At 69.6% G+C, this 23,582-nt stretch carries 24 protein-coding genes; 18 read left to right on the top strand and 6 right to left on the bottom strand.

The window, feature by feature from the left end:
• Positions 1–200: 200 nt before the first annotated feature.
• The 7 genes from AC1RLW_RS30235 to AC1RLW_RS30205 all read left to right on the top strand — a co-directional run bounded on the left by AC1RLW_RS30235 (position 201) and on the right by AC1RLW_RS30205 (position 5,959).
• Positions 201–1,100 (top strand): TauD/TfdA dioxygenase family protein, encoded by a 900-nt coding sequence (locus AC1RLW_RS30235; RefSeq protein WP_493196128.1) that lies wholly within the window; start codon positions 201–203, stop codon positions 1,098–1,100.
• 31 nt (positions 1,101–1,131) lie between these two features.
• A complete protein-coding gene (locus AC1RLW_RS30230) occupies positions 1,132–2,142 on the top strand; it encodes an ABC transporter substrate-binding protein (RefSeq protein ID WP_139705290.1) in 1,011 nt (336 codons plus the stop codon).
• A 4-nt stretch (positions 2,143–2,146) separates the two neighbouring features.
• Complete coding sequence (locus tag AC1RLW_RS30225; RefSeq protein WP_493196127.1) at positions 2,147–3,046, top strand: ABC transporter ATP-binding protein; 900 nt, start codon at positions 2,147–2,149, stop codon at positions 3,044–3,046.
• Complete coding sequence (locus tag AC1RLW_RS30220) at positions 3,043–3,912, top strand: ABC transporter permease (protein WP_493196126.1); 870 nt, start codon at positions 3,043–3,045, stop codon at positions 3,910–3,912. The genes AC1RLW_RS30225 and AC1RLW_RS30220 overlap by 4 nt, the downstream gene beginning before the upstream one ends.
• A 99-nt stretch (positions 3,913–4,011) precedes the next feature.
• Positions 4,012–4,788 carry a histidinol-phosphatase gene (hisN, locus tag AC1RLW_RS30215; RefSeq protein WP_095743642.1) on the top strand — a complete coding sequence of 259 codons (777 nt, stop codon included), beginning with the start codon at positions 4,012–4,014 and terminating at the stop codon, positions 4,786–4,788.
• Between the two features lie 9 nt (positions 4,789–4,797).
• Positions 4,798–4,992 (top strand): DUF2905 domain-containing protein, encoded by a 195-nt coding sequence (locus AC1RLW_RS30210; RefSeq protein WP_056575522.1) that lies wholly within the window; start codon positions 4,798–4,800, stop codon positions 4,990–4,992.
• A 40-nt stretch (positions 4,993–5,032) separates the two neighbouring features.
• Positions 5,033–5,959, top strand: coding sequence for an ROK family protein (locus AC1RLW_RS30205; protein WP_493196125.1), 927 nt, complete (start codon positions 5,033–5,035; stop codon positions 5,957–5,959).
• On the opposite strand, the gene AC1RLW_RS30200 is transcribed toward AC1RLW_RS30205, so the two are convergent.
• A complete protein-coding gene (locus tag AC1RLW_RS30200) occupies positions 5,932–7,446 on the bottom strand; it encodes an aminotransferase-like domain-containing protein (RefSeq protein WP_159273906.1) in 1,515 nt (504 codons plus the stop codon). The two genes, AC1RLW_RS30205 and AC1RLW_RS30200, sit on opposite strands and share 28 nt — an antisense overlap.
• 172 nt (positions 7,447–7,618) lie before the next feature.
• Here AC1RLW_RS30200 and AC1RLW_RS30195 point away from each other — a divergent pair, with 172 nt between their 5' ends.
• Entirely contained in the window at positions 7,619–7,954 is a 336-nt protein-coding gene (locus AC1RLW_RS30195) for a hypothetical protein (protein ID WP_307695563.1), read from the top strand.
• A gap of 46 nt (positions 7,955–8,000) precedes the next feature.
• On the opposite strand, the gene glmU is transcribed toward AC1RLW_RS30195, so the two are convergent.
• The gene (gene glmU, locus AC1RLW_RS30190) at positions 8,001–9,431 is read right to left on the bottom strand and encodes a bifunctional UDP-N-acetylglucosamine diphosphorylase/glucosamine-1-phosphate N-acetyltransferase GlmU (protein ID WP_493196124.1); all 1,431 of its coding nucleotides are present in this window, start codon (positions 9,429–9,431) and stop codon (positions 8,001–8,003) included.
• Positions 9,432–9,480: 49 nt separating this feature from the next.
• Between glmU and AC1RLW_RS30185 the strand changes: the two genes are divergently transcribed.
• The gene (locus tag AC1RLW_RS30185) at positions 9,481–10,329 is read left to right on the top strand and encodes a DUF6279 family lipoprotein (RefSeq protein ID WP_493196122.1); all 849 of its coding nucleotides are present in this window, start codon (positions 9,481–9,483) and stop codon (positions 10,327–10,329) included.
• A 13-nt stretch (positions 10,330–10,342) separates the two neighbouring features.
• On the opposite strand, the gene AC1RLW_RS30180 is transcribed toward AC1RLW_RS30185, so the two are convergent.
• Positions 10,343–11,113 (bottom strand): Crp/Fnr family transcriptional regulator, encoded by a 771-nt coding sequence (locus AC1RLW_RS30180; RefSeq protein WP_493196121.1) that lies wholly within the window; start codon positions 11,111–11,113, stop codon positions 10,343–10,345.
• Between the two features lie 93 nt (positions 11,114–11,206).
• Here AC1RLW_RS30180 and AC1RLW_RS30175 point away from each other — a divergent pair, with 93 nt between their 5' ends.
• The gene (locus tag AC1RLW_RS30175) at positions 11,207–11,623 is read left to right on the top strand and encodes a BLUF domain-containing protein (protein WP_493196120.1); all 417 of its coding nucleotides are present in this window, start codon (positions 11,207–11,209) and stop codon (positions 11,621–11,623) included.
• Between the two features lie 101 nt (positions 11,624–11,724).
• Here the strand turns inward: AC1RLW_RS30175 and AC1RLW_RS30170 are convergent, their stop codons facing one another.
• On the bottom strand, positions 11,725–12,042 hold the full coding sequence (locus tag AC1RLW_RS30170) for a DUF2917 domain-containing protein (RefSeq protein ID WP_062477930.1): 318 nt from the start codon (positions 12,040–12,042) through the stop codon (positions 11,725–11,727).
• Between the two features lie 175 nt (positions 12,043–12,217).
• Between AC1RLW_RS30170 and AC1RLW_RS30165 the strand changes: the two genes are divergently transcribed.
• Entirely contained in the window at positions 12,218–13,201 is a 984-nt protein-coding gene (locus AC1RLW_RS30165; protein WP_062477933.1) for a LysR substrate-binding domain-containing protein, read from the top strand.
• A gap of 6 nt (positions 13,202–13,207) precedes the next feature.
• Here the strand turns inward: AC1RLW_RS30165 and AC1RLW_RS30160 are convergent, their stop codons facing one another.
• Positions 13,208–13,825 carry a 5-formyltetrahydrofolate cyclo-ligase gene (locus tag AC1RLW_RS30160; RefSeq protein WP_095743648.1) on the bottom strand — a complete coding sequence of 206 codons (618 nt, stop codon included), beginning with the start codon at positions 13,823–13,825 and terminating at the stop codon, positions 13,208–13,210.
• Between the two features lie 9 nt (positions 13,826–13,834).
• Between AC1RLW_RS30160 and AC1RLW_RS30155 the strand changes: the two genes are divergently transcribed.
• The 3 genes from AC1RLW_RS30155 (at position 13,835) to AC1RLW_RS30145 (ending at position 17,220) form a co-directional block, all read left to right on the top strand.
• Positions 13,835–15,865, top strand: a complete 2,031-nt coding sequence (locus AC1RLW_RS30155; RefSeq protein WP_493196119.1) for a lytic transglycosylase domain-containing protein — start codon at positions 13,835–13,837, stop codon at positions 15,863–15,865.
• Position 15,866: 1 nt separating this feature from the next.
• Positions 15,867–16,424 carry an MgtC/SapB family protein gene (locus AC1RLW_RS30150; protein ID WP_493196118.1) on the top strand — a complete coding sequence of 186 codons (558 nt, stop codon included), beginning with the start codon at positions 15,867–15,869 and terminating at the stop codon, positions 16,422–16,424.
• 109 nt (positions 16,425–16,533) lie between these two features.
• Positions 16,534–17,220, top strand: a complete 687-nt coding sequence (locus AC1RLW_RS30145) for a glutathione S-transferase family protein (protein ID WP_390346592.1) — start codon at positions 16,534–16,536, stop codon at positions 17,218–17,220.
• Between the two features lie 16 nt (positions 17,221–17,236).
• On the opposite strand, the gene AC1RLW_RS30140 is transcribed toward AC1RLW_RS30145, so the two are convergent.
• Positions 17,237–17,974: an OmpW/AlkL family protein gene (locus AC1RLW_RS30140; protein WP_062477953.1), complete on the bottom strand. Its 738-nt coding sequence runs from the start codon at positions 17,972–17,974 to the stop codon at positions 17,237–17,239.
• 165 nt (positions 17,975–18,139) lie between these two features.
• On the opposite strand from AC1RLW_RS30140, the gene AC1RLW_RS30135 reads away from it, so the two are divergent.
• The 4 genes from AC1RLW_RS30135 (at position 18,140) to otsA (ending at position 23,577) form a co-directional block, all read left to right on the top strand.
• A complete protein-coding gene (locus tag AC1RLW_RS30135) occupies positions 18,140–19,411 on the top strand; it encodes a multifunctional CCA addition/repair protein (protein WP_095743653.1) in 1,272 nt (423 codons plus the stop codon).
• Positions 19,412–19,484: 73 nt separating this feature from the next.
• Positions 19,485–20,276: a trehalose-phosphatase gene (gene otsB, locus AC1RLW_RS30130; RefSeq protein ID WP_493196117.1), complete on the top strand. Its 792-nt coding sequence runs from the start codon at positions 19,485–19,487 to the stop codon at positions 20,274–20,276.
• The gene (locus AC1RLW_RS30125) at positions 20,273–22,195 is read left to right on the top strand and encodes a glycoside hydrolase family 15 protein (protein ID WP_492732225.1); all 1,923 of its coding nucleotides are present in this window, start codon (positions 20,273–20,275) and stop codon (positions 22,193–22,195) included. Before otsB ends, AC1RLW_RS30125 begins: the two co-directional genes overlap by 4 nt.
• Complete coding sequence (gene otsA, locus AC1RLW_RS30120) at positions 22,192–23,577, top strand: alpha,alpha-trehalose-phosphate synthase (UDP-forming) (protein ID WP_062481194.1); 1,386 nt, start codon at positions 22,192–22,194, stop codon at positions 23,575–23,577. The genes AC1RLW_RS30125 and otsA overlap by 4 nt, the downstream gene beginning before the upstream one ends.
• The last annotated feature ends 5 nt before the right edge of the window (positions 23,578–23,582 follow it).

Raw genomic sequence — 23,582 nt, 5'->3', positions numbered from 1 at the left:
CAGAACTCGCTTCGCTCAAACAGCTGCGAGCCCTGATCCGCGAAACGCTGCGCTCCTCGGCGCAGCCAGAGGGGCTTGGATGCCGGGCGGGCCGTCGCTTCGCTCGGCCCGGGGCTTGTGCTTTCAACGAAAAGACTTGGTCATAAGCAAGCAACAAAGACTTCGTTGGGGAATGGAGGGCGCGCTTCTACATTCGCGGCATGACTGCCGTTCTTTCCCGCGCTACCCCCGCCGCAGAGGCGCCCGCGCAGCCCTTCGAGGTGCGGCCTTTCGATGCGCCGGTCGGTGCGGAGATCGTCGGGCTCGACATCGCTGAGCCGATCAACGCCGCCGACTTCCAACGCATCCACCGCGCGCACCTGGACCACCACGTGCTGGTCTTTCGCGACCAGCGCATCACGCCCGCACAGCACATCGACTTCAGCCGCCGCTTCGGGCCGCTCGAGATCCACGTGCTGCACCAGTTCCAGCTGAAGAACCACCCCGAGATCCTGATCGTCTCGAACATCAAGGAGAACGGCGAGCCGATCGGTCTTGGCGACGCGGGCGTGTATTGGCACTCCGACATTTCGTACAAGCCCCATCCCAGCCTGGGCTCGCTGCTGTACGCGCAGGAGCTGCCGAGCGAAGGCGGCGACACGCTGTTCGCCGACCAGCACCTGGCATGGGAGGCGCTGCCTGCCGAGCTGCAGCAGCGCATCCTGCCGCTGAAGGCGGAGCACAGCTACCTCGCGAAGTACGAGGAACTGCGTGCGAAGAATCCGTGGCGCCCGAAGCTTTCACAAGCGCAGATCGATCAGGTCGCACCCGCTGTGCAACCCGTGGTGCGCACGCACCCGGAGACGGGGCGCAAGGCGCTGTTCGTCAGCGAGCACTTCACGACGCGCATCGTCGGCCTGCCGCAAGGCGAGAGCGATGCGCTGCTGGCCGAGCTGTTCGCGCACAGCACGCGGCCGGAGTTCGTGTATCGCCACGCGTGGGCGCCGCACGACCTGGTGTTCTGGGACAACCGCTCGCTGATGCACCTCGCGGCAGGCACGCCCGACCACCTGCGCCGCCGGCTCAACCGCACCACCATCGTGGGCGACACGCCTTTCTGATTTCTTTTCTTTCTCTTTTCCGGACTTTCCAATGAACCGCTTCACCCGCCGCGCCGCCGCGCTCGTCACCGGCCTCGGCCTTCTCGCCGGCAGCCTGGCCGCGCACGCCGAAGGGCAGATCCGCATCGCCGAGCAGTTCGGCATCGTCTACCTGCTGCTCAACGTGGCGCAGGAACAGAAGCTGATCGAGAAGCACGCGAAGGCCGCGGGGGTCGATGCGAAGGTGGAGTGGGTCAAGCTCTCGGGCGGGTCGGCGGTGAACGACGCGCTGCTGTCGGGGAACATCGAGATCGCGGGCGCCGGCGTGGGGCCGCTGCTCACGCTGTGGGACCGCACCAAGGGCAAGCAGAACGTGAAGGGCGTGGCCTCGCTGGGCAACTTTCCGTACTACCTGGTGAGCAACAACCCGAACGTGAAGTCGATCGCCGACTTCACGGACAAGGACCGCATCGCGCTGCCCGCGGTGGGCGTGTCGGTGCAGTCGCGGGTGCTGCAGATCGCGTCGGCCAAGCTGTGGGGCGACAAGGAGTTCAACCGGCTCGACAAGATCAGCGTGGCGCTGCCGCACCCCGACGCGGCGGCGGCGATCATCAAGGGCGGCACGGAGATCACGGGGCACTTCGGCAACCCGCCGTTCCAGGAGCAGGAGCTGGCGGGCAATCCGAACGCGCGCATCGTGCTGAACTCGTACCAGGTGCTGGGCGGGCCGTCGTCGGCCACGGTGCTGTACGCCACCGAGAAATTCCGCAACGAGAACCCCAAGACCTACAAGGCGTTCGTCGACGCGCTCGACGAGGCGGCGAAGTTCGTCACGGCCAACCCCGAGAAGGCGGCCGACATCTACCTCAAGGTGAGCAACGCCAAGCTCGACCGCGAGCTGCTGCTGAAGATCATCAAGAACCCCGAGGTGCAGTTCAAGACCGCGCCGCAGAACACCTACGTGTTCGCGGAGTTCATGCACCGCGTGGGCGCGATCAAGAACAAGCCGGCGTCGGTGAAGGACTATTTCTTCGACGACGCGCACACGGCTTCGGGGAACTGACGCGATGCTGTCCCGGCTCGAGCGCCTGGCAGGGCCGCCCGCCGCGGCCTTCCTCGGCGGCGCGGTGGCGCCGCAGCGGCCGGCCCGGCGGCGCGGCGTGGTGGCCACGGGCGACGCGGCACCGCCGTACGTGCACGAGGCGCTGCTGCAGGTCGAGGGCGTCAGCCTCGAGTACCGCACGCCCGAGCGCGTGGTGCGCGCCACGCACCGCGTGAGCTTCGACGTGCATGCCGCCGACCGCTTCGTGCTGCTCGGGCCCTCGGGTTGCGGCAAGTCCACGCTGCTCAAGGCCGTGGCCGGGTTCATCCCGCCGGTCGAGGGCGAGATCCGGCTCGACGGCCGGCGCGTATCGCAACCGGGCCCCGATCGCATCGTCGTGTTCCAGGAGTTCGACCAGCTGCCGCCGTGGAAGACGGTGAAGCAGAACGTGATGTTCCCGCTGCTCGCCTCGCGCACGCTGGGGCGCAAGGAGGCGGACGAGCGCGCGCTGCACTACCTGGACAAGGTGGGCCTCTCGAAATTCGCCGACGTGCACCCGCACCAGCTCTCGGGCGGCATGAAGCAGCGCGTGGCGATCGCGCGGGCGCTGGCGATGCAGCCGCGCGTGCTGCTGATGGACGAGCCCTTCGCCGCGCTCGACGCGCTCACGCGCCGCCGCATGCAGCAGGAGCTGCTCGAACTGTGGGACGAGGTGCGCTTCACGCTGCTGTTCGTCACGCACTCGATCGAAGAGGCGCTGGTGGTCGGCAACCGCGTGGCGCTGCTGTCGCCGCACCCGGGGCGCATGCGCGCCGAACTCAACAGCCATGGTTACTCGCTGGACAGCCTGGGCGGTGCGGACTTCCAGGCGACGGCGCGGCGCATCCACGACATGCTGTTCGAGGAAGAACAGGGCACCCCATGAGCACCCTGACGCCACCCATCCGCCCCGAGTACGAACGCACGCTCGAGCCCTTCACCGAACTGCCGGTCGAACGCGCGCTGCCGCTGGCCACGCGCCTGGCCTCGCACACCTGGCTGCGCAAGGGGCTGATCCTCGCCGTCATCGCCGTGCTGTGGGAGCTGGCGGCGCGCTGGCAGGACAACGACCTGCTGCTGCCCACCTTCACCGCCACGGCCCGTGCATTGATCGAAGGGCTGGCCAGCGGCGAGCTGGTCGAGAAGGTGCGCATCTCGCTGGCCGTGCTGCTGCAGGGCTACCTGGCGGGCGTGCTGCTGGCCTTCGGGCTCACGACGCTGGCCGTGTCCACGCGCATCGGGCGCGACCTGCTGGACACGCTGACCTCGATGTTCAACCCGCTGCCCGCGATCGCGCTGCTGCCGCTGGCGCTGCTGTGGTTCGGGCTGGGCCGCGGCAGCCTGGTGTTCGTGCTGATCCATTCGGTGCTGTGGCCGCTGGCGCTCAACACCTACGCGGGCTTCCAGGGCGTGCCCGAGACGCTGCGCATGGCGGGGCGCAACTACGGGCTGACGGGGCTGCGCTACGTGCTGCAGATCCTGGTGCCGGCCGCGCTGCCGTCGATTTTGTCGGGGCTGAAGATCGGCTGGGCCTTTGCGTGGCGCACGCTGATCGCGGCCGAGCTGGTGTTCGGCGCTTCGTCGGGCAAGGGCGGGCTGGGCTGGTACATCTTCCAGAACCGCAACGAGCTGTACACCGACCGCGTGTTCGCCGGCCTCGCGCTGGTGGTGCTGATCGGCCTGCTGGTGGAAAGCCTGGGCTTTCGCACACTGGAGCGGCTCACGGTGCGGCGCTGGGGACAGCAGCGCTAGCCCGCAGGTGAAGGGGCCGGGCGCACGAATGCCCCGGCGATGGCGGAACAGGCGCGGGCTCGGGTCTAATCGCAGCTTTTGGCACGCGTTCTCCTTCCCATGAGCTCTTCCGCCCCCGACCTTTCCGCGATCGCCGGTGCGCTGGCCGATGCGGCCGCCGCCCAGTCGATGCGCTACTTCCGCACGCCGCTGGACATCATCACCAAGGCCGACGAAAGCCCGGTCACGCTGGCCGACCGCGCCGCCGAAACGGCCATGCGCGAGATCCTCGGCGCGCGCGTGCCCACCGACGGTATCTTCGGCGAGGAGCACGGTCCCGAGCGGCTCGACGCCGACCGCATCTGGGTGCTCGACCCGATCGATGGCACGCGCAGCTTCATCACCGGCTCGCCACTGTGGGGCACGCTCATCGGCGTGCTGCAGGGCGGTCGCGTGGTGCTGGGCATGGTCGACATGCCGGTGCTGAAGGAGCGCTGGATCGGTGAGGCCGGCAAGGGCGCGACGCGCGACGGCCAGCCCGTGCGCGTGAGCGGCTGCACCGAGATCGCCAAGGCCCGCATCGTGACCACCTCGCCCGACATCTTCTCGCCGGCCGACTGGAGCGCCTTCGACCGCCTGAGCCGCCAGTGCGCGATGCGCCGCTTCGGCGGCGACTGCTACGGCTACGCCCAACTCGCGGGCGGCACCATCGACCTCGTGGTCGAGACGGGGCTGCAGCCCTACGACTTCCTGGGCCCGGCGGGCCTCATCGAGGCCGCGGGCGGCGTCGTCACCGACTGGGAGGGCCGGCCGCTGGGGCTGAATCCCGACCAGCGCGTGATCGCGGCGGCCACACCCGAACTTCACCGACAAGCCCTGGCTGTACTGGCCGCCTAGACTGTCTGCATGTTCCGCTGGCTGATCGTCGTTGTCCTGGCGCTGGTGCTCATGAGCGGCCTGACCGCCTGGCTGCGCCGCTTCGGCTTCGGACGGCTGCCCGGCGATTTCGAGTTTCGCGCCTTCGGCCGCGACTGGCAGCTGCCGATCGCGAGCACGGTGGTGCTCAGCATGATCGCGGCGCTGGTCGCGCGGCTGCTCTGAGCACGGCGCGGGCAAGACAGAGAAAGAAGAGAACCCCGCAATGAGAGCCTGCGTAGACATCGGCGGCACCAAGGTCGCCGTGAGCCTTTCCGCTTCGAGCGACGCGCCGCTGATCGGCCGCCGCAGCGAGCCCACCGCCAAGACCGGCAGCAACGACGCCGTGGCGGTGCAGATCCTGCGGCTCATCGACGAGGTGTGCGTCGAGCAGGGCGTCGACCCGGCGAGCATCGACCGCGTGGGCGTGTCGTCGACCGGGCCCTTCGAGCTGCACGACGGCATGGTCGAGCTGGCCACGCCCAACATCTGCGGCGGCATCGCCGGCCCCTCGCGCGGGCTGCCCAACAACTGGATGACGGCCATCGTCGAGGCGCCGCTGGCGCGCCGCTTCGCCCGCGTGCGCGTCGAGAACGACGCCGTGGCCGCGCTCGAGGCCGAGCGCCACTGGGGCGCACTGAAGGGGCTCGACAACTGCGCCTACGCCACCTGGAGCACGGGCGTGGGCGTGGGCCTGTGCGTCGACGGCAAGGCACTGCGCGGCAAGAACGGCAACGCCGGCCATGCGGGCCACAGCTTCGTGGTCGACGACGACAGCGGCGCGCTGTGCGGCTGCGGCAACCTGGGCGACGTGGAAGCGCTGGCGGGCGGCAATTCGATCGCGCACCGCTTCGGCCAACCCGCGGCCGATCTGTTCACGGCCGCCGCGGCCGGTGACGCTGCGGCACTCGAGAAGGCCGACGCGCTGTGCCGCGTGATCGGCCGCATGCTCTACAACCTGGTCATCACGCTCGACCTGCAGCGCATCAGCCTGGGCGGCAGCGTGTTCTGGCACCACCGCGACTTCGTGCTGCCGCGGCTGCAGGCGCAGGTCGACGGCAAGCTGCCGCCGCTCACGCGCGGCGTGTTGCTGGTGCCCGCCGGGCTCGGCGACAAGGTGGGCGACTACGCGGCCCTGGCGCTGCTGGACTGAGTTGCAGCGCGCGGCGATCGCACCAGCGTCGCCGGCGGGTGCTTCTGCGCCGCGCAGCCTTCCTCGACGATCCGCCCGAGCCGCCGCAGCCCCGCATCGACCGCTTCGCTGAAGGGCCAGCCGCAGTTGATGCGCAGGTAGTGGTCGAAGCGCGAGGCGTTCGAGAACTGCGCGCCCGGCGCCACCAGCATGTGCTCGCGCAAGGCCGCTTCGAACACCGCCACCGACGACAGCCGCTCGGGCAGCTCCACCCACAGCTGGAAGCCGCCGCGCGGCAGGTTCAGCCGCGTGCCGGCCGGGAAGTAGCGCGCGATGGCGTCGGCCGTCTGGTCGCGCTGCGTGTGCAGGCGTTCGCGCAGCCGGCGCAGGTGGCGGTCGTAGCCGCCGCTGGCAATGATCTCGCCCGCGGCGATCTGCGCCAGCGCCTCGTTGTTGCGCGTCTGCGCGTACTTGAGCATCTCGACCTGCGCATGCCAGCGCCCGGCCGTGATCCAGCCCAGCCGCAGGCCCGGCGCCAGCACCTTGTGCAGCGAGGCGCAATACACCACGTTGCCCGTGCGGTCCCAGGACTTGATGGCGCGCGGCGGCACCTCGGTCTCCACCAGGTCGCTGTAGGTGTCGTCCTCGACCAGCGCGATGCCGTGGCTCTCGCACAGCTGCACCAGCCGCTGCTTGTGGGCGTCGGGCATCACGCTGCCGATGGGGTTCTGCAGGTGCGGCACCACCACCACGGCCTTGATGTCGTCGTAGGTGTGGATGGCCAGGTCGAGCGCCTCCAGCGAGATGCCGGTCTGCGGGCTGGTGGGAATCTCCAGCCCGCGCAGGCCCAGGCTTTCGAGCACCTGCAGCAGGCCGTAGAAGGTGGGCGACTCGACGGCCACGGTGTCGCCGGGCTTGGCGATGGCGCGCAGCGCGAGGTTCAGCGCCTCGATGCAGCCGTTGGTGACCAGCACGTCGTCGGGCGCCACGGTCATGCCCACGCGCAGGTTGCGCTGGGCCACGACCTGGCGGAACTGTTCGTGGCCTTTTTGCGAGGAGGCCGTGGTCAGCAGCTCGGGGCGCTGGCGCAGCGCGCGTGTCATGGCATTGCGCAGCGCCTCGGCCGGATAGAGCTCGGGGGCGGCGCGCGAGATCGCGAAGTTGAGCTTCACGTCGTTGAGGCGCCCGCGCGCCATGAAGTTGGCCATGCGCGTGCGCATGTTGACGAACTGCGCCGGGTCGGGCGGCAGGCCGGACACGGGCTCTTCCATCGCCGCGATGGCCAGCCGCTGCGGGCGGCGCACGAAGTAGCCGGAGCGGTCGCGCGCCTCGACCCAGCCTTCGCTTTCCATGGCGCGGCACACCTGCAGTGCGGTCGAGAGGCTGATGTCGTGCAGCCGCATCAGGCTGCGCAGCGAGGGGAGCTTGTCGCCGGCCTTGAGCGAACCGGCGTGGATCGCGTCCACGTAGTGCGCCGCGAGCTGGCGGTAGAGCGGTAGCGAGTCCATGGGTCGATGTTCCCCGCATCGGGCATCCGAAAACAGATGCAGTTGACTGGGAAAAAGACCATAACAGATGGCGTGGCGGCTCGGCTGTTCCGGTCGCAATAGCCGTCGGGTGTGCCTGTTTTTCGAGCGGCGGAATTCCTACGATGAAGCCCACATCCACCCGAGGTCCGCCATGATCACCACCCTGTCCGAAGCCCCCGATTCCATCGTCCTCGAACCCGGCCAGTCGCTGCGCACCGCCGTCGACGCGGGCGCCTGGCTGCAGCTGGCCGAGGGCCGCGCCCGCGTGGTGTCGCCGCCGGGCTGGCTGGGCGAGACGGTGTTCATGACCGAGACACTGCTCGGCGAGGGCGACGTGCACTGCGTGCCGCAGGGCGGATGGATCGAGGTGTCGGCGGTGACGGCGGTGCACCTGCGGGTGCATGCGCCCCAGCGCGTGGCCCGGGCCACGGCGCCGGTGGCGGCGCGGCCGGTGATGCGCTTCGTGCGCCTGTTGACGGGCTGGTGAGGTCCGGGGCAGGGCGCCTGTCCCGAACCAGAGCCCGAAGCCGCCGTCAGTTCTTCGGCAACTTCTGCGGCCGCTTCCAGTTCGCGAAGCTGACCTGCTTGCCCCGCGCCACGGTCAGCGCGCCGGGCTCGGTCGACTTGTTCACCGTCGAGCCGCCGCCGATGGTGCCGCCCGCGCCGATGGTCACGGGCGCCACGAGCACGCAGTTGCTGCCCACGTGCACGTCGGCCTCGATCACGGTGCGGTGCTTGTTGGCGCCGTCGTAGTTGGCCGTGATGCTGCCCGCGCCGTAGTTCACGCGCTCGCCCACCGTGGCGTCGCCCAGGTAGGCCAGGTGGTTGGCCTTGGCGCCGGCCGCCAATGTGGAGTTCTTGACCTCGACGAAGTTGCCGATGTGCACCTCGGCGCCCAGCTGGGCGCCGGGCCGCAGCCGCGCAAACGGCCCGACCAGCGCGCCCGCGCCCACCGTCACGCCGGCCTTCTCGCCGTCGATGTGGGTGAAGGGGTGGATCACCGCGCCGGCCTCGATGCGCGCATTGGCAATCACGCAGTTCGCGCCGATGCGCACGCCTTCGCCCAGCGACACCGTGCCTTCGAACACGCAGTTGACGTCGATGTCGACGTCGGCGCCGCAGCTCAGCGTGCCGCGCAGGTCGAAGCGCGCCGGGTCGGCCAGGCGCACGCCCTGTTCCATCAGCGCGTTGGCCTGGCGCAGCTGCCAGGCGCGCTCCAGCGCCGCGAGCTGGGCCGGGCTGTTGATGCCCGCCACCTGCAGCGCGTCGGTCGTGACATGCGCCACCACCGGCACGCGGTCGTCGGCCGCGAACTTCACGATGTCGGTCAGGTAGTACTCGCCCTGGGTGTTCTTGTTGTCCAGCCGCGCGAGCCAGCCCTTGAGCAGCCGCGCGGGCGCGGCCATCACGCCGCTGTTGATCTCGCGCACGGCGCGCTGCGCCTCGGTGGCGTCCTTGTGCTCGACGATGGCCGTCACCTCGCCACCGGCGCGGGTGCGGATGATGCGGCCGTAGCCCGTCGGGTCGTCGAGTTCAATGGTCAGCAGCGCGAGCCGCTCGCCGCCGCTGGCGGCGATGAGGGTGCGCAGCGTGTCCTCGGCGATGAGCGGCACGTCGCCCGAGAGGATCACCACGGTGCCGTCGTCCGGCAGCTGCGGCGTGGCCTGCTGCACGGCATGGCCGGTGCCCAGCTGGGGCTCCTGGCGCGCGAAGCCGAGCGCGGCGGCGTTCACGGCCGTGGCCTTGATGGCGGCTTCGACCTGCTCGGCGCCGTGGCCCGTCACGACCACGACATGGCGCGCGCCGATGCGCGCGGCGGTGTCGGTCACGTGGGCCAGCAAGGCGCGGCCGGCCAAACGATGCAACACTTTGGGCAGCTTGCTCTTCATGCGCGTGCCCTTGCCGGCCGCCATGATGACGACGTCGACCGGTCCCTGGTTGCTCTGCTGCGGAGTCTGATTCATGCGCTTTTCTTCCCGGATTCGTTGTGCTGGACTGGCCCGAATTATCGGTGTGCTGCTGCTGGCTGCTGCCCTGGGGGCTTGCAGCGCGGTCAAGCTCGCCTACAACAACCTGCCCGAGCTGAGCTACTGGTGGCTCGACGGCTACTTCGACTTCGACGGCGCCCAGACCCCCAAGGTGCGCGACGAGCTCGCCCAGCTGCTGGCCTGGCACCGCCAGAACGAGCTGCCGCGCATCATCGGCCTGCTGCAGGAGGCCCAGGGCCTCGCGAGCGCCGACGTGACGCCGGCCCAGGCCTGCCAGCTGGCCGACCGCGTCCGCGAGCGCCTGCTCGCCGTCACCGAGCGCGCCGAGGCCGCCAGCGCCGAACTCGTGCTGAGCCTGAGCGAGGCCCAGCTGCAGCAGCTCGAACGCAAGTACGCGAAGAACAACACCGACTACCGCAAGGACTGGCTCGATCGCAGCCCCGCGCAGGTGCAAGAAAAGCGCTACGACCAGTTCCTCGAGCGTCAGGAAGACTTCTACGGCCGTCTCACGACCGAGCAGCGCGCGTTGCTGCGCCAGCAGGTGGCGCAGTCGGTGTTCAGCCCGAAGCTGGCGTACGAGGAGCGGCGCCAGCGCCAGCAGGAGGCGCTGGTGCTGCTGCGCGGTTTCCAGGGCAGCAACGGCGGCCCGCGCGCGTCGCCGGCCGAGGCTCGCGCCGCGCTGCATGCCTACATCCAGCGCATCGCCGATCCGCCGCCCGGCCCCTGGCGCGAGCAGCAGCAGGCGCTGCTGCAGGAAGGCTGCCGCAACCTGGCGGCGCTGCACAACACCACCAGCGCCACGCAGCGCGAGCAGGCGGTGCGGCGGCTGCAGGCCTACCAGGGCGACCTGCGGCAGCTGGTGGCCGCGCGCTGAGGCGGCGGCGCCTTCAGATCATCGGCATCGGGCGCAGCGGGCGCTCGAAGTAGTCGCCCAGCGTTTCGAGCGCATGCGGCTCCAGGATGCGCAGCCAGCCGCCGTCGAGCTTGTACAGGCCCAAGCGCTGCAGCCGCCGCATCGTCTTGTTGGTGTGCACCAGCGACAGCCCCAGCGCGTCGGCGATGTGCTGCTGGTTGAACGGAAACTCCACCCAACCGTCGCGCACCATGCCCACGCGCTGGGCGCGCCGGTACAGGTGCATGAGCAGCATGGCCACGCGCTCGCCGGCGTTGCGACGCCCGGCGGTGACGAGGTGGTCGTCCACCAGCTTTTCCTCGCGCGCGGCCAGCCAGGTGATGTCGTAGCCGAGCCGGGGCTGGGTCTGGAACAGCGCCCACAGCCGCTCGCGGGCGAAGGCGCACAGTGTGGCGTCGGTCACGGCCTCGACGCCGTGGGTCTGGCCATCGGCAAACTCGTCCTGCAGGCCGATGAAGTCGCCGGGCAGCAGGAAGCCCAGGATCTGCCGCCGGCCGTCGCTCAGGGTCTTGTAGCGGAAGGCCCAGCCCGCGTAGAGCGTGAACAGCTGCGGGCTGGCGCGGGGCTCGTCGACGATGGTGCCGCCCGCCTCGACACGCCGGGTGCCGGTGCGAAAGGACTGGATCGCCTCCAGCTGCTGCGCCGTCACCGGCAGGAAGGCCTCCAGGCGCCGCAGCGCGCAGTGTTCGCAGGGGTTCGCACCCTGCGGCGGGGAGGCGGCAACGGGGTAGTCCTCGAACTTCACGCCGCACTATAGGCTGGCGGGGCTATGTCTTTTGACATTTCGGGGTGCAGGATGGCCCCCTAGACTCGAGACGATGTCCCCTTTTTGCACCGCATGACACAAGAACAAGCCTCTGCAGAATCCCTGTACGAATTCCTCTATTGCAGCCTGCTCGCCCCCGACCTGCCGCCCGCCACCGTGGGCGCGATCGTCACCCAGGCCCGCGCGCGCAACGCCGAGGACGGCATCTCCGGCCTGCTGGTGTTCGACGGCCAGTGCTTCTGCCAGCATTTCGAGGGGTCGCGCGAGGCGGTGCAGGGGTTGATGGCGCGGCTGCAGCGCGATCCGCGCCACGTGGCGCTCGTGGTGGTCCACGACGGCCCGCTGGCCGCCCGGCGCTACAGCGGGTTTGCGATGGGCCTGGCCGAATGCGAGGGCCCCGACCCGGTCTCCGGCCTGCGGGCCCTGCGCGGCGAGGCGGCGCTGGCGCACTTCCTGGCGCTGCGTGCCAGCTTCGACATCAGCACCTGACCGACTGACCGACTGACTGACGGAAAACTGAAAACGACGGGCAAAGAAAAAGGCGGCCGAAGCCGCCTTTTTTCAGAAGAGCCGGGAGTGCAGGCGGTCGGTCAGACCGGGTCCCACACGTAGGTGGCACCGTAGCCATCCCAGGCTTCCATGACGATGCGCTGGCCGGCGGCCACGGTGAGCGACTCGCCCGGGGCCAGCACGATGTCTTCGCTGGGGCCGTGGGCGGTGGCGTCGGGCGTGACCCACACGCGGCCCTGCTTGACGCGCAGCACGCTCGCCGACCGCGCCTTCAGGCTCATCGCCTCGCCGGGCGCAATCTGCCAGGCGCCACGGCGCACGGCCGGCGGAATGGCCGCGGTGCGGGTGGAACGGGACAGGGAAGCGAGCGATTCGTTGGTGCAGACGGCGGTGGACATGATGAGGACTCCTTGGCTGATCCGAAGCGCCTTTGACAGACAGAGAGGTTGGCGCAGTTCGGGAATGAATGATCGTTTTTGCGGCCTTGGAGGTCCAATGAAAACGAGGTAGCCTACTGATGCGATTCCCGCATCAATCAACTGGCCGCCGGGAACGCACACCAAAGTCATACCCATGCAACATTCGCAAACCCACCTGCGCTCCCGCCCGATCTCCGCGGGGCACCTGCGGGCCTTCGAGGCGGTCGCGCGGCACCTCAATTTCCGCGCCGCGGCCGAGGAAATGGCGCTCACCCAGTCGGCCGTGAGCCGGCAGATCCAGTCGCTCGAGGAAGAGGTGGGCGTGTCGCTGTTCCTGCGCCACACGCGGGCGGTCGAGCTGACCAGCGCCGGGGCGCAGCTGCTGCTGTCGGTGCAGCAGGCGCTGCCGCGCATCGACATGGCGGTGCGGCAGATCCGCCAGAGCGCCGGGCGCAAGAGCGTGGCGCTCACCACCTTCGCCTCGTTCGCGTCGATGTGGCTGATCCCGCGGCTGGAGGCCTTCCAGCGCGACAACCCCGAGATCGACATCCGCATCGACGCCAGCGACATCGCGGTCGACCTCGACGTGGCCGACGTGGACATCGCGCTGCGCTACGGCCCACCCGAAGGCATGCCGCCCGGTGCCGTGCGGCTGTTCGGCGAAACGCTGACGCCGGTGGCGAGCCCGTGGCTCATCAAGAGCAACCCGCCGATCAAGACGCCGGCCGACATCGCCCGCTTCACGCTCATCGAGGCGGGCGACGCGCACCGCACGCACCTGGAATGGCTCACGTGGCGGCGCTGGTTCGAGGTCAATGGGCTGGAGCGCGCGCAGCCCAAGCGCTGGCTCTATTTCAACTATGCGTACCAGATGGTGCAGGCCGCGCTCACGGGCCAGGGCCTGGTGCTGGCGCGCAGTTCGCTCATTGCCGAAAGCCTGGCCAACGGCGACCTGATCGAGGTGCTGCCGCAGCACCGGCTGGATTCACCGATGGCCTACTGGCTCATCTCGGGGCCGCGCAATGCACTGCGGCCGGAGATCAAGGCCTTTTCCGACTGGCTGGAGGCGCAGGCCGTCACCACGCGCCAGACCATCGGCGAGGTGCCCGACCCGGACACCGTCGACAACCTCGACTGAGCCGGCTCAGGAGGTCGGCCAGACGACGCCGTTGTCGTTCAGGATGGCATCGAGCGGCAGGTCGTGCGCCTCGGGCTCGAAGTCTTCGAGGAAACCGTTCGTGAAGCCCAGCCCCACGGTGAACGGCCGGGGCTCGAGCGCCGCCAGCGTGCGGTCGTAGAAGCCGCCGCCGTAGCCCAGCCGGTAGCCTCCCGCGCTGTAGCCCACGCAGGGCACGAACAGCAGGGTCGGCACGATCAGCTCGGTGTCCTTGGGCTTGGGAATGCCGTAGGCGTCTTCTTCCATCTGGCAGCCCGGGTACCAGGCATGGAAGGTGAGCGTCTTGTGAACTTTGTCGATCACCGGCAGTCCGATGCGGCGGCGCTGCGTTTCTTCCATGAGTTCGCCGTCTTCCTTCCAGCGATGCAGTGCGGGCAGCGGGTCGAACTCGCCCTTGATCGGCCAGTAGGCGCCGATCACGGTGTCGGGCCGGCCGACCAGCCAGATCCGCATCACCCGCTGCAACAGGTCGGCCCGCGCGAGGCGGTCGGGCAGCGCCAGGCGTTGCTCGATGAGTGCCTTTCGCAGTTGACCCTTCAGAAAACTCGCCGTGGCCGAGGTGTCGGCATCCTTTGACTTGTCCATAATCCCCCGATGCAGTTCCCAAGCATTTTGGCATCCGCGCGCGCTCGTCAGCGTCGCGGCGCGCCCGCCCTGGTTTTTTCCGCCGTTCTCGCACTCGCCGCGCTGCTGTCGCAACAGCCCGCCGCCGCGCAGAACAACACCAACGACGACGTGCTGGTCCAGATGAAGCAGGCCTTCCAGCGCGGCGACAAGGCCCGCCTCACGGCCTTGCTGCCGCAGGCCCGCGGCCACGCACTCGAACCCTGGGCCGCCTACTGGGAGCTCAAGGCCCGCCTGCAGGAGGCCGCGCCCAACGAGGTGCAGGACTTCTACGCGCGCTACCCCAACACCTACCAGGAAGACCGCCTGCGCAACGACTGGCTGCTGCTGCTCGGCCAGCGCCGCGACTGGGACGGCTTCGCCGCCAACATCACCGGCTTCCGCATGGGCGACGACGCCCAGGTGCGCTGCTACGCGGTGTTGGTCGACTCGCTGCGCACCGGCACGGCCACGCAGGCGCAGGCCGACGAGGTGCGCCGCAACTGGTTCGCGCAAAAGGACAGCGACGACGGCTGCCTCACCGCCGCCGACCGCATGGTGGCGGCCCGCCTGATGACGACCAACGACGCCTGGAAGAAGGCGCGCCTGGCCATCGAGGCCAACCGGCCCGCGGCCGCACGTGGCGCCGTCACCATCGCCGCCCCCGATGCGCTGCCGCTGTTCGAGGAGGTCAACGCCAGCGCCGCCAAGTTCCTCACCGGCCGCGCCTTCGTCGCCGCCAAGTCGCGCAAGGAACTGGTGGTGCTCGCGCTCATCAAGATCGCGGTCGCCGATCCCGACCAGGGCGCCGCGCAGCTCGACGGCAAGTGGGGCCCGATGCTTTCCGCCGAAGAGCGCAACTGGGTCTGGGGCACCATCGGCCGCGCGGCCGCGAACAAGCTCTCGCCGATGGCCGTGAGCTATTTCGGCAACGTCACGAAGAACAGCGACCTGTCCGACGACATGCTCGGCTGGCGCGTGCGCGCCGCACTGCGCGCCAGCCAGTGGAAAGACGTCGCACCCGCCATCAACGCCATGAGCGACGCCGCCCAGCAAGACCCCACCTGGGTCTACTGGAAGGCCCGCGCGCTGAGCAGCGCCGGCGGCGACGAGCGCCGCGCCCAGGCCCGCGAGCTGTACACCAGCATCGCCGGCACGCGCGGCTTCTATGAAATGCTGGCGCTCGAAGAGCTGGGCCAGCGCGTCGTGGCGGCCACGCGGCCCGCGCCGCTCACGCCCGAAGAAAAGAACGCCGCGCGCACCAACCCGGGCTTGCAGCGCGGCCTGCAGGCCATCGGCATGGGCCTGCGCTCCGAAGGCACGCGCGAGTGGAACTACGCCACCAACCTGCACGACAAGGGCGGCATGGACGACCGCGCCCTGCTGGCCGCCGCCGACCTGGCCTGCCAGCGCGAGGTGTGGGACCGCTGCATCAACACCAGCGAGCGCACCAAGGGCGTGATCGACGTCGAGCAGCGCTTCCCCATGCCCTTCCACGACACGGTGCTGCGCAAGAGCCAGGACATCGGGCTGGACCCGGCCTACGTCTACGGCCTGATCCGCCAGGAAAGCCGCTTCATCATGGACGCGCGCTCGGGCGTCGGTGCCTCGGGCCTGATGCAGGTCATGCCCGCCACGGCGCGCTGGACCGCCCGCAAGATCGGCCTGACCGACTTCACGCCCGGCCAGATCAACGACCGCGAGACCAACATCACCATCGGCACCAACTACCTGAAGCTCGCACTCGACGACTTCGACGGTTCGATGGCGCTGGCCGCCGCGGCCTACAACGCCGGCCCGGGCCGCCCGCGCAACTGGCGCAACGGCCCGGTGATCGACGCGGCCATCTGGGCCGAGAACGTGCCCTTCAACGAGACGCGCGACTACGTGAAGAAGGTGCTGGCCAACACCACCAACTACGCCGCCATCATCAGCGGCAAGCCGCAGTCGCTGAAGGAGCGCCTGGGCCGCGTGGGCCCGCGCAACGCCAACGAGCCGGAACCCAACAAGGACCTGCCCTGACATGAGCTGGCGCGACGAGGTGCTCGACACCGTCGCGTCCGAATTCTCGGACGTGGGCGATGTCGCGCAGCTCACGCGCATCTCGGTGCGGCTGCTGCTGGCAGCCGTGCTGGGTTTCCTGCTCGGCTTCGAGCGCGAGCAGCAGGGCAAGGCGGCCGGCGTGCGCACGCACATGCTGGTGGCCATCGGCTCGGCGCTCTTCGTGCTGATCCCGCAGCAGACCGGCATCGTGCCGGCCGACATGAGCCGCGTGATCCAGGGGCTGGTGGCCGGCGTCGGCTTCCTGTGCGCCGGCACCATCCTCAAGCAGGGCAAGGACGAATCCCACGTGCAGGGCCTCACCACCGCCGCCGGGCTGTGGATGACGGCCGCCATCGGCATGGCCTGCGGGCTGGGCCGCGAGGTCACGGCCGTGTTCAGCGCACTGCTGGCGCTCGCGGTGCTGTCGCTGGTGCCGCGCCTCGTGAGCCTGATCGAGCGCGTCGTGAAGCCATCCGCAGACGCCTCCGGCCCGCGCGTGATCGTCCCGCCCGAATCCCGCCAAGGCGACGAGCGCTGAAGCGGCCCGCATCAATTCGCGCCGCCTTCGTCATCAATCGCAGCGCGCCGCCCGGCTAGCATCGACGGCTTTGCCCCGCATTCCCGCACTGACCCGGAGACCCTGACAGATGTCCAAGCTCTACATCGGCAACAAGAATTACTCGTCGTGGTCCATGCGCCCCTGGGTGCTCATGACGCAGGCCGGCATTCCCTTCGAGGAGGTGATGGTGCGCTTCGATTCGTTCGACGCCACCTCGCAGTTCAAGCACGTGATCGGCGCCATCAACCCCGTGGCCAAGGTGCCGGTGCTGGTCGACGGCGACCTGGCCATCTGGGACACCCTCGCCATCGCCGAGTACCTGGCCGAGCGCTTCCCCGAGAAGCAGCTGTGGCCCCAGGGCGTGGCCGAGCGGGCCCGCGCGCGCAGCATCTGCGCCGAAATGCACTCGGGTTTCACCAACCTGCGCGGCAACTGCCCGATGAACATCGAGGCCTCGCTGCCCGAGGTGGGCGCGCGGCTTTTGGCCGAACAGCCTGGCGTGCAGGAAGACCTCGACCGCATCGTGCAGATGTGGACCGAGCTGCTCGACCGCCACGGCGGCCCGATGCTGTTCGGGGCCTTCACCATCGCCGACGCCTTCTTCGCGCCGGTGGGCATGCGCATCCGCGGCTACGGCCTGCCGGTGCCGCCGGCCATCGACGCGTACATCGCGCGCGTGGCGGCCCTGCCGGGCGTCGCCGCGTGGATCGCGGGCGCCCTGGCCGAGAAGACCTTCGTGGCTTTCGACGAGCCCTATCGCACCTCGCGCGACTGAGGCCCGTCGGACTTCGTCAGAACCGGTACGTCGCCGCCAGGTAGGTGACGATCGGGTTCAGCTTCAGGCTCGCCTCGCTGCGCGCCACCGGCAGGCCGGTGATGCTGGTCGTGGTGAGCTTGGCCTTGGTCTTCAGCGGGATGTAGGACACCGAGAACGACACGCCCCAGTGCTTGTCGAACTGGTAGGCCACGCCGGCGTTGAGCACGGGCGCGAACGAGCTGTCGAGCTTGGCCGTGGTGTTCACCGAAGACGGACGCACGTGGAACTGGCTGGCCAGCGCGCCCTGCAGGTTCGACGTGAGCTTCACGTCGCTGTACCAGACGTAGGTGGCGCCCAGGCCCACGAACGGACGGAAGGCGTCGTTGCCTTCGTTGAAGTAGTACTTGGCGAGCACGGTCGGGCTCCACTGGCGGGCCTGGCCGAGTTCGCCCACGCGCGCCAGCGTGCCGCTGCCGTTGAGCTTGAACTTGGGCGGCACGCCGAGCACGCCCTCGACGGCCCAGTGGGGGTCGATGAAGTACGCGACGTTCAGGCCCAGCGTGTCCGAGTTGGTGACGCTGGCGCCCGAGCCGGCCAGCACGCTGTGCACGGGCGAGGTCACGGTCAGCGGCTTGCTCGAATCCTGCGGCGACAGGTGGAACCAGCCGGTGCCGACGACCCAGTCGCCCGCGTTCTGCGCCAGGGCGCTGCCCGATGCCAGGACCCCGAGTGCCGCCAATGCCAACGATGCTGTTGTTGTGAGTTTCTTCATAGCTGTGAATGCTCCTTGGGTGTTGAAAACAGCCCCGCGCACGGGGGCACCGGCCAGCGACCGGTGCTTCGCGCGACACGAATTTACGAACGGTCGTTCGCATCGCTCGGCGATTATCGAACGACCGTTCTTTTTGTGCGGGGAGAGTATCCCTACACTGCACTCATGAACATTTTTCTCGTCGGCGGTGCACTGCGCGACCGGCTGCTGGGCCGCCCCGTGTCCGACCATGACTGGCTGGTGGTGGGCGCCACGCCCGAGGCCATGGTGGCGCGCGGCTACCTGCCCGTGGGACGCGATTTCCCCGTGTTTCTGCATCCGCGCACGCGCGAGGAATACGCGCTGGCCCGCACCGAGCGCAAGAGCGCGCCGGGCTACCGCGGCTTCGTCGTGCATGCGGCGCCCGACGTCACGCTGGAACAAGACCTCGCCCGGCGCGACCTGACCGTCAACGCCATCGCGCTGCCCGCCGAGCACGTGGGCGCCGACGGCAGCTTCGAGGCGCGCCCCGAGACCCTGGCCGACCCCTTCCACGGCCAGCGCGACCTGCGCGACAAGGTGCTGCGCCACGTGACCGACGCCTTCCGCGAAGACCCGGTGCGCATCCTGCGCGTGGCGCGCTTTGCCGCGCGCTTCGACGACTTCACCGTTGCGCCCGAGACCATGGCGCTCATGCGCGAGATGGTCGCGGCCGGCGAGGTCGATGCGCTGGTGCCCGAGCGCGTGTGGCAGGAGCTCGCGCGCGGCCTGATGGAAACGCGCCCCTCGCGCATGTTCGAGGTGCTGCGCGACTGCGGCGCGCTTGCCGTGCTGCTGCCCGAGGTCGACCGGCTGTGGGGCGTGCCGCAACCGGCGCAGCACCACCCCGAGATCGACACCGGCGTGCACCTGATGATGGTGCTCGACACCAGCGCGCGGCTGGGCGCCACGCTGCCCGTGCGCTTCGCCTGCCTGATGCACGACCTCGGCAAGGGCACCACGCCCGCCGACATGCTGCCGCGCCACATCAACCACGAGCTGCGCAGCGTCGACCTGCTGCAGGCCGTGTGCGAACGCTGGCGCGTGCCGGTGGAGCTGCGCGAGCTGGCCGAGGTGGTGGCGCGCGAGCACGGCAACATTCACCGCAGCGGCGCGCTCGACGCGACGCCGCTGGTGCGCCTGCTGGAGCGCTGCGACGCCTTCCGCAAGCCGGCGCGCTTCGCCGAGGCGCTGCTGGCCTGCGAATGCGACGCGCGCGGCCGGCTCGGCTTCGAGGACACGGCCTACCCGCAGCGCCCACGCCTGCTCGCGGTGCTCGCGGCGGCCCAGGCCGTGGCCACCGACGTGGTGGCGCGCGAGGCGCAGCAGGCCGGTGCCACGGGGCCGCGCATCGGCGAGGCGATCCACCGTGCGCGCATCGCGGCGGTGAAGGCCTCGCTGCCGGCCACGGACGACTGAATCCCCGCCATCGGCGCACGCCGGGACTTTGGCCGACACGCGCCGCGTGCGAGCCGTGCTATGGTTTTTCCCAATGCCAAAGTCCTCCAGCAGCAACGCCCAGTTGCCACCTCCGCCGGGCCGGGACGCCGCCCTTTTTCTCGACTTCGACGGCACGCTGGTCGGCCTCGCCGCCACGCCTGAAGCCATCGAGGTGCCGCCCGCCCTCGTGCCCCTGCTGAGCGACCTGCGCGACCTGCTCGGCGGCGCGCTCGCCGTGGTGTCGGGGCGCCAGATCGATGCCATCGACCGCTTTCTCGCGCCGCTGCGGCTGCCCGCGGCCGGCGAGCACGGCGTGCAGCGGCGCGATGCCAAAGGCGGCATGCAGGAGCAGCGCCCGCCCGACCTCGTCCCGATCCTGGGCGTGGCCAACGAACTCGCGCGCATCCACGAAGGTCTGCTGGTGGAGCGCAAGCACGGCGCCATCGCGCTGCACTACCGGCTCGCGCCGCAGCTGGAGGCCGTGTGCCGCGACGCGATGGCGCGCGCCATCGAAGGCCGCCCGCAGCTCGAGCTCATGCACGGCAAGTTCGTGTTCGAAGTGAAGCCTTCGGGCGTCAACAAGGGCCTCGCGATCGAAGCCTTCATGACCGAAGCGCCGTTCGCGGGCCGCACGCCGGTCTTCGCGGGCGACGACACCACCGACGAGAGCGGCTTCGCCGTCGTGCAGCCGCGCGGCGGCGTCGCGATCAAGGTCGGCGCCGGGCCCAGCCTGGCGCTGCACCGGCTCGAATCGCCGCGCGCGGTCTACGAATGGCTGGTGCAGGCGCGCGACCTGCTGGCCGCGCCTGCCCCCCAGACACCATCACCGAGGAAGCCCGCATGAGCGAACAACAACTGCCGAAGGCTCCGGAGGACCGCGCGGGCGACGCCCTGGCCGGTGCGGCGGGCCCCGACGACCAGGCGCCCGTCGACGCCGCGAAGGTGGCTGCGGCCCCGCCGCGCGGCTTCGCGCCGCCGGCCGAGCCCTCGCTCAATGTCGGCGTGATCGGCAACTGCGCCTACAGCGCGCTCATCGATGCGCGCGCCCGCGCCGTCTGGTGCTGCCTGCCGCGCTTCGACGGCGACCCGGTCTTCAACGCGCTGCTGCACCCCGGCGAGGAGGCCGGCGCCTGGGCCATCGAGATCGAGGACTTCGCTTCCAGCAAGCAGTGGTACGAGCCCAACACCGCCGTGCTGCGCACGCAGCTGTTCGACAGCGCGGGGCAGGGCATCGAGATCACCGACTTCGCGCCGCGCTTTCACAGCCGCTCGCGCTACTTCCGCCCGCTGATGATGGTGCGCCGCGTGCGCCCGATTGCCGGCGCGCCGCGCATCCGCGTGGCGCTCGACCCGCGCTTCCAGTGGGGCGCCTCGGCGCCGACCGAGGTCACGCGCGGCAGCAACCACATCCGCTATGTCGGGCCTGACGTGACCTTGCGGCTGAACACCGACGCGTCGATCTCGCACATCCTGTCGCGCCAGCCCTTCGTGATCTCGCGCGAGTACAACTTCATGTTCGGCGTGGACGAGACGCTGCTCGAAGGCATCGCCGACACCGCGCGCAAGTTCGAGCAGGAAACCATCGCCTACTGGCGCACCTGGAGCAAGCGTCTGGCCATTCCCTTCGAGTACCAGGACGCGGTGATCCGCGCGGCCATCACGCTCAAGCTCTCGCTGTACGAGGACACCGGCGCCATCGTCGCCGCCATGACCACCAGCATCCCCGAGGCGCCGGGCAGTCAGCGCAACTGGGACTACCGCTACTGCTGGTTGCGCGACGCCTTCTTCGTGGTGCGCGCGCTCAACTCGCTGAGCGAGGTGGGCACGATGGAAGACTATCTGCGCTGGCTCGGCAACGTGGTGATCGGCTCGCACGGCGAGCACATCCAGCCGCTGTATGGCATCGGGCTGGAGCGCGAGTTGCCCGAGTCCTTCGTCGAGGGCCTGCCCGGCTACCGCGGCATGGGCCCGGTGCGCGTGGGCAACCAGGCGCAGGAGCACTTCCAGCACGACGTGTACGGCAACATCGTGCTCGGCGCAGCGCAGGCTTTTCATGACCACCGGTTGCTGAGCCGCGCCGGCGTGGCGGAGTTTCCGCACCTGGAAGCGGTGGGCGAGCAGGCCGTGCGCGTGTACGGCACGCCCGACGCCGGCATGTGGGAGCTGCGCACGCGCGCCCGCGTGCACACCAGCTCGGCGCTCATGAGTTGGGCCGCTTGCGACCGCCTCGCCAAGATCGCGCGCACGCTGGAGTTGCCCGAACGCGCCGCGTACTGGCACGGCCATGCGGCACGCATGAAGGAAGAAATTCTTGCCAAGTCGTGGTGCGAAGAGCGCCAGGCCTTTGCCGAAAGCTTCGGCGGGCACGAGCTCGACGCGAGCATCCTGCTGATGGTCGAGGTGGGCCTGATCGATGCGCGCGACCCGCGCTTCATCTCCACCGTCGACGCGATGGAAAAGTCGCTGTGCGACGGCCCCTACATGCGCCGCTACGAAGCGGCCGACGACTTCGGCAAGCCCGAGACCGCCTTCAACATCTGCACCTTCTGGCGCATCGACGCGCTGGCCAAGATCGGCCGCAAGGCCGAGGCGCGACAGATCTTCGAGACCATGCTCGCCGCGCGCAACCCGCTGGGCCTGCTGTCGGAAGACACGCACCCGGTCACGGGCGAGATGTGGGGCAACTTTCCGCAGACCTATTCGATGGTCGGCATCATCAATGCGGCCGTGCGCCTGTCCGCTCCCTGGGATTCGTGCATATGAGTCGTCTCGTCGTTGTTTCGAACCGCGTGGCCGACCCGCGCAAGCCCGCCGCCGGCGGCCTGGCCGTGGCCCTGGGTGAGAGCCTGCAGCAAAGCGGCGGCCTGTGGTTCGGTTGGAGCGGGCAGATCGTCGAGGGCGGTCCCACGGGCGAAGGCGAGCTGCACAAGCAGCAGGCCGGCAAGGTGACGCTGGCCACGCTCGACCTGAGCCGCGACGACCATGACAGCTACTACCTGGGCTACAGCAACGACGTGCTCTGGCCGGTGTTCCACAACCGCCTGGACCTGGCGCATTTCGATGCCGGCTTCATCGGCGGCTACCGCCGCGTGAACCAGCTGTTCGCGCGCAAGCTGATGCCGCTGCTGAAGGACGACGACATCATCTGGATCCACGACTACCACCTGATGCCGCTGGCCGCCGAGCTGCGCGCCATGGGCTGCAAGCAGCGCATCGGCTTCTTCCTGCACATTCCGCTGCCGCCGCAGATCATCATCGCGGCCATTCCGCAGCATGAATGGCTGATGCGCTCGCTGTTCTCGTACGACCTGATCGGCTTCCAGGCGCAGCAGGACGTGCAGCACTTCGAGCACTACGTGCGCAACGAGGCCCATGGCGAGTACCTGGGCAACGACATGTACCGCGCCTACGGACAGACGGTGCGCTGCAACGCCTTCCCCATCGGCATCGACGTGGACGAGTTCGCGGCGCTCACGCACGCCAAGGAATCGCGCGACATGTACGAGACCATGAAGCGCGAGTACTCGAGCCGCCGGCTGCTGCTGGGCATCGACCGGCTCGACTACTCGAAGGGCATTCCGCAGCGCGTGCGCTCGTTCCGCGAGCTGCTGGCCAACTACCCCGAGAACCGCCGCAGCGCCACGCTGATCCAGATCGCCTCGCCCACGCGCGAGACGGTCGATGCCTACGCCGACATCCGCAAGGAGCTCGAGTCGCTGTGCGGCGCCATCAACGGCGACTACGGCGAACTCGACTGGATGCCCGTGCGCTACATCCACCGCATGGTGGCGCGGCGCCGCGTGCCCGGCCTGTGCCGCGCGGCGGCCGTGGGGCTGGTGACGCCGCTGCGCGACGGCATGAACCTCGTGGCCAAGGAATACATCGCGGCGCAGGACCCGGCCGACCCGGGCGTGCTGGTGCTGTCGCGCTTCGCTGGCGCGGCCGAGCAGCTGAAGGAAGCGCTGCTGGTGAATCCGTACGACACGCACGGCACCGCCGAGACGGTGCAGCAGGCGCTGCAGATGCCGCTGGAAGAGCGGCGCGAGCGGCACCAGAAGCTGCTGTCGCGCATCCGGGCGCAGGACATCCACTGGTGGCGGCGCACCTTCCTCGAAGCGCTGCGCGAGGCGGCGAGCGAGCGCTGATCGCG

The organism is Variovorax sp. GW822-FHT04A09, from assembly GCF_058801005.1.
This window is presented reverse-complemented; position numbering and strand designations above follow the sequence as displayed.

Bases quoted from the DNA above. Each gene is read 5' to 3' on its own strand.
- AC1RLW_RS30235 (WP_493196128.1), top strand. From the start codon at position 201: ATGACTGCCGTTCTTTCCCGCGCTACCCCCGCCGCAGAGGCGCCCGCG.
- AC1RLW_RS30230 (WP_139705290.1), top strand. From the start codon at position 1,132: ATGAACCGCTTCACCCGCCGCGCCGCCGCGCTCGTCACCGGCCTCGGC.
- AC1RLW_RS30225 (WP_493196127.1), top strand. From the start codon at position 2,147: ATGCTGTCCCGGCTCGAGCGCCTGGCAGGGCCGCCCGCCGCGGCCTTC.
- AC1RLW_RS30220 (WP_493196126.1), top strand. From the start codon at position 3,043: ATGAGCACCCTGACGCCACCCATCCGCCCCGAGTACGAACGCACGCTC.
- hisN (WP_095743642.1), top strand. From the start codon at position 4,012: ATGAGCTCTTCCGCCCCCGACCTTTCCGCGATCGCCGGTGCGCTGGCC.
- AC1RLW_RS30210 (WP_056575522.1), top strand. From the start codon at position 4,798: ATGTTCCGCTGGCTGATCGTCGTTGTCCTGGCGCTGGTGCTCATGAGC.
- AC1RLW_RS30205 (WP_493196125.1), top strand. From the start codon at position 5,033: ATGAGAGCCTGCGTAGACATCGGCGGCACCAAGGTCGCCGTGAGCCTT.
- AC1RLW_RS30200 (WP_159273906.1), bottom strand. From the start codon at position 7,446: ATGGACTCGCTACCGCTCTACCGCCAGCTCGCGGCGCACTACGTGGAC.
- AC1RLW_RS30195 (WP_307695563.1), top strand. From the start codon at position 7,619: ATGATCACCACCCTGTCCGAAGCCCCCGATTCCATCGTCCTCGAACCC.
- glmU (WP_493196124.1), bottom strand. From the start codon at position 9,431: ATGAATCAGACTCCGCAGCAGAGCAACCAGGGACCGGTCGACGTCGTC.
- AC1RLW_RS30175 (WP_493196120.1), top strand. From the start codon at position 11,207: ATGACACAAGAACAAGCCTCTGCAGAATCCCTGTACGAATTCCTCTAT.
- AC1RLW_RS30170 (WP_062477930.1), bottom strand. From the start codon at position 12,042: ATGTCCACCGCCGTCTGCACCAACGAATCGCTCGCTTCCCTGTCCCGT.
- AC1RLW_RS30165 (WP_062477933.1), top strand. From the start codon at position 12,218: ATGCAACATTCGCAAACCCACCTGCGCTCCCGCCCGATCTCCGCGGGG.
- AC1RLW_RS30160 (WP_095743648.1), bottom strand. From the start codon at position 13,825: ATGGACAAGTCAAAGGATGCCGACACCTCGGCCACGGCGAGTTTTCTG.
- AC1RLW_RS30155 (WP_493196119.1), top strand. From the start codon at position 13,835: ATGCAGTTCCCAAGCATTTTGGCATCCGCGCGCGCTCGTCAGCGTCGC.
- AC1RLW_RS30150 (WP_493196118.1), top strand. From the start codon at position 15,867: ATGAGCTGGCGCGACGAGGTGCTCGACACCGTCGCGTCCGAATTCTCG.
- AC1RLW_RS30145 (WP_390346592.1), top strand. From the start codon at position 16,534: ATGTCCAAGCTCTACATCGGCAACAAGAATTACTCGTCGTGGTCCATG.
- AC1RLW_RS30140 (WP_062477953.1), bottom strand. From the start codon at position 17,974: ATGAAGAAACTCACAACAACAGCATCGTTGGCATTGGCGGCACTCGGG.
- AC1RLW_RS30135 (WP_095743653.1), top strand. From the start codon at position 18,140: ATGAACATTTTTCTCGTCGGCGGTGCACTGCGCGACCGGCTGCTGGGC.
- otsB (WP_493196117.1), top strand. From the start codon at position 19,485: ATGCCAAAGTCCTCCAGCAGCAACGCCCAGTTGCCACCTCCGCCGGGC.
- AC1RLW_RS30125 (WP_492732225.1), top strand. From the start codon at position 20,273: ATGAGCGAACAACAACTGCCGAAGGCTCCGGAGGACCGCGCGGGCGAC.
- otsA (WP_062481194.1), top strand. From the start codon at position 22,192: ATGAGTCGTCTCGTCGTTGTTTCGAACCGCGTGGCCGACCCGCGCAAG.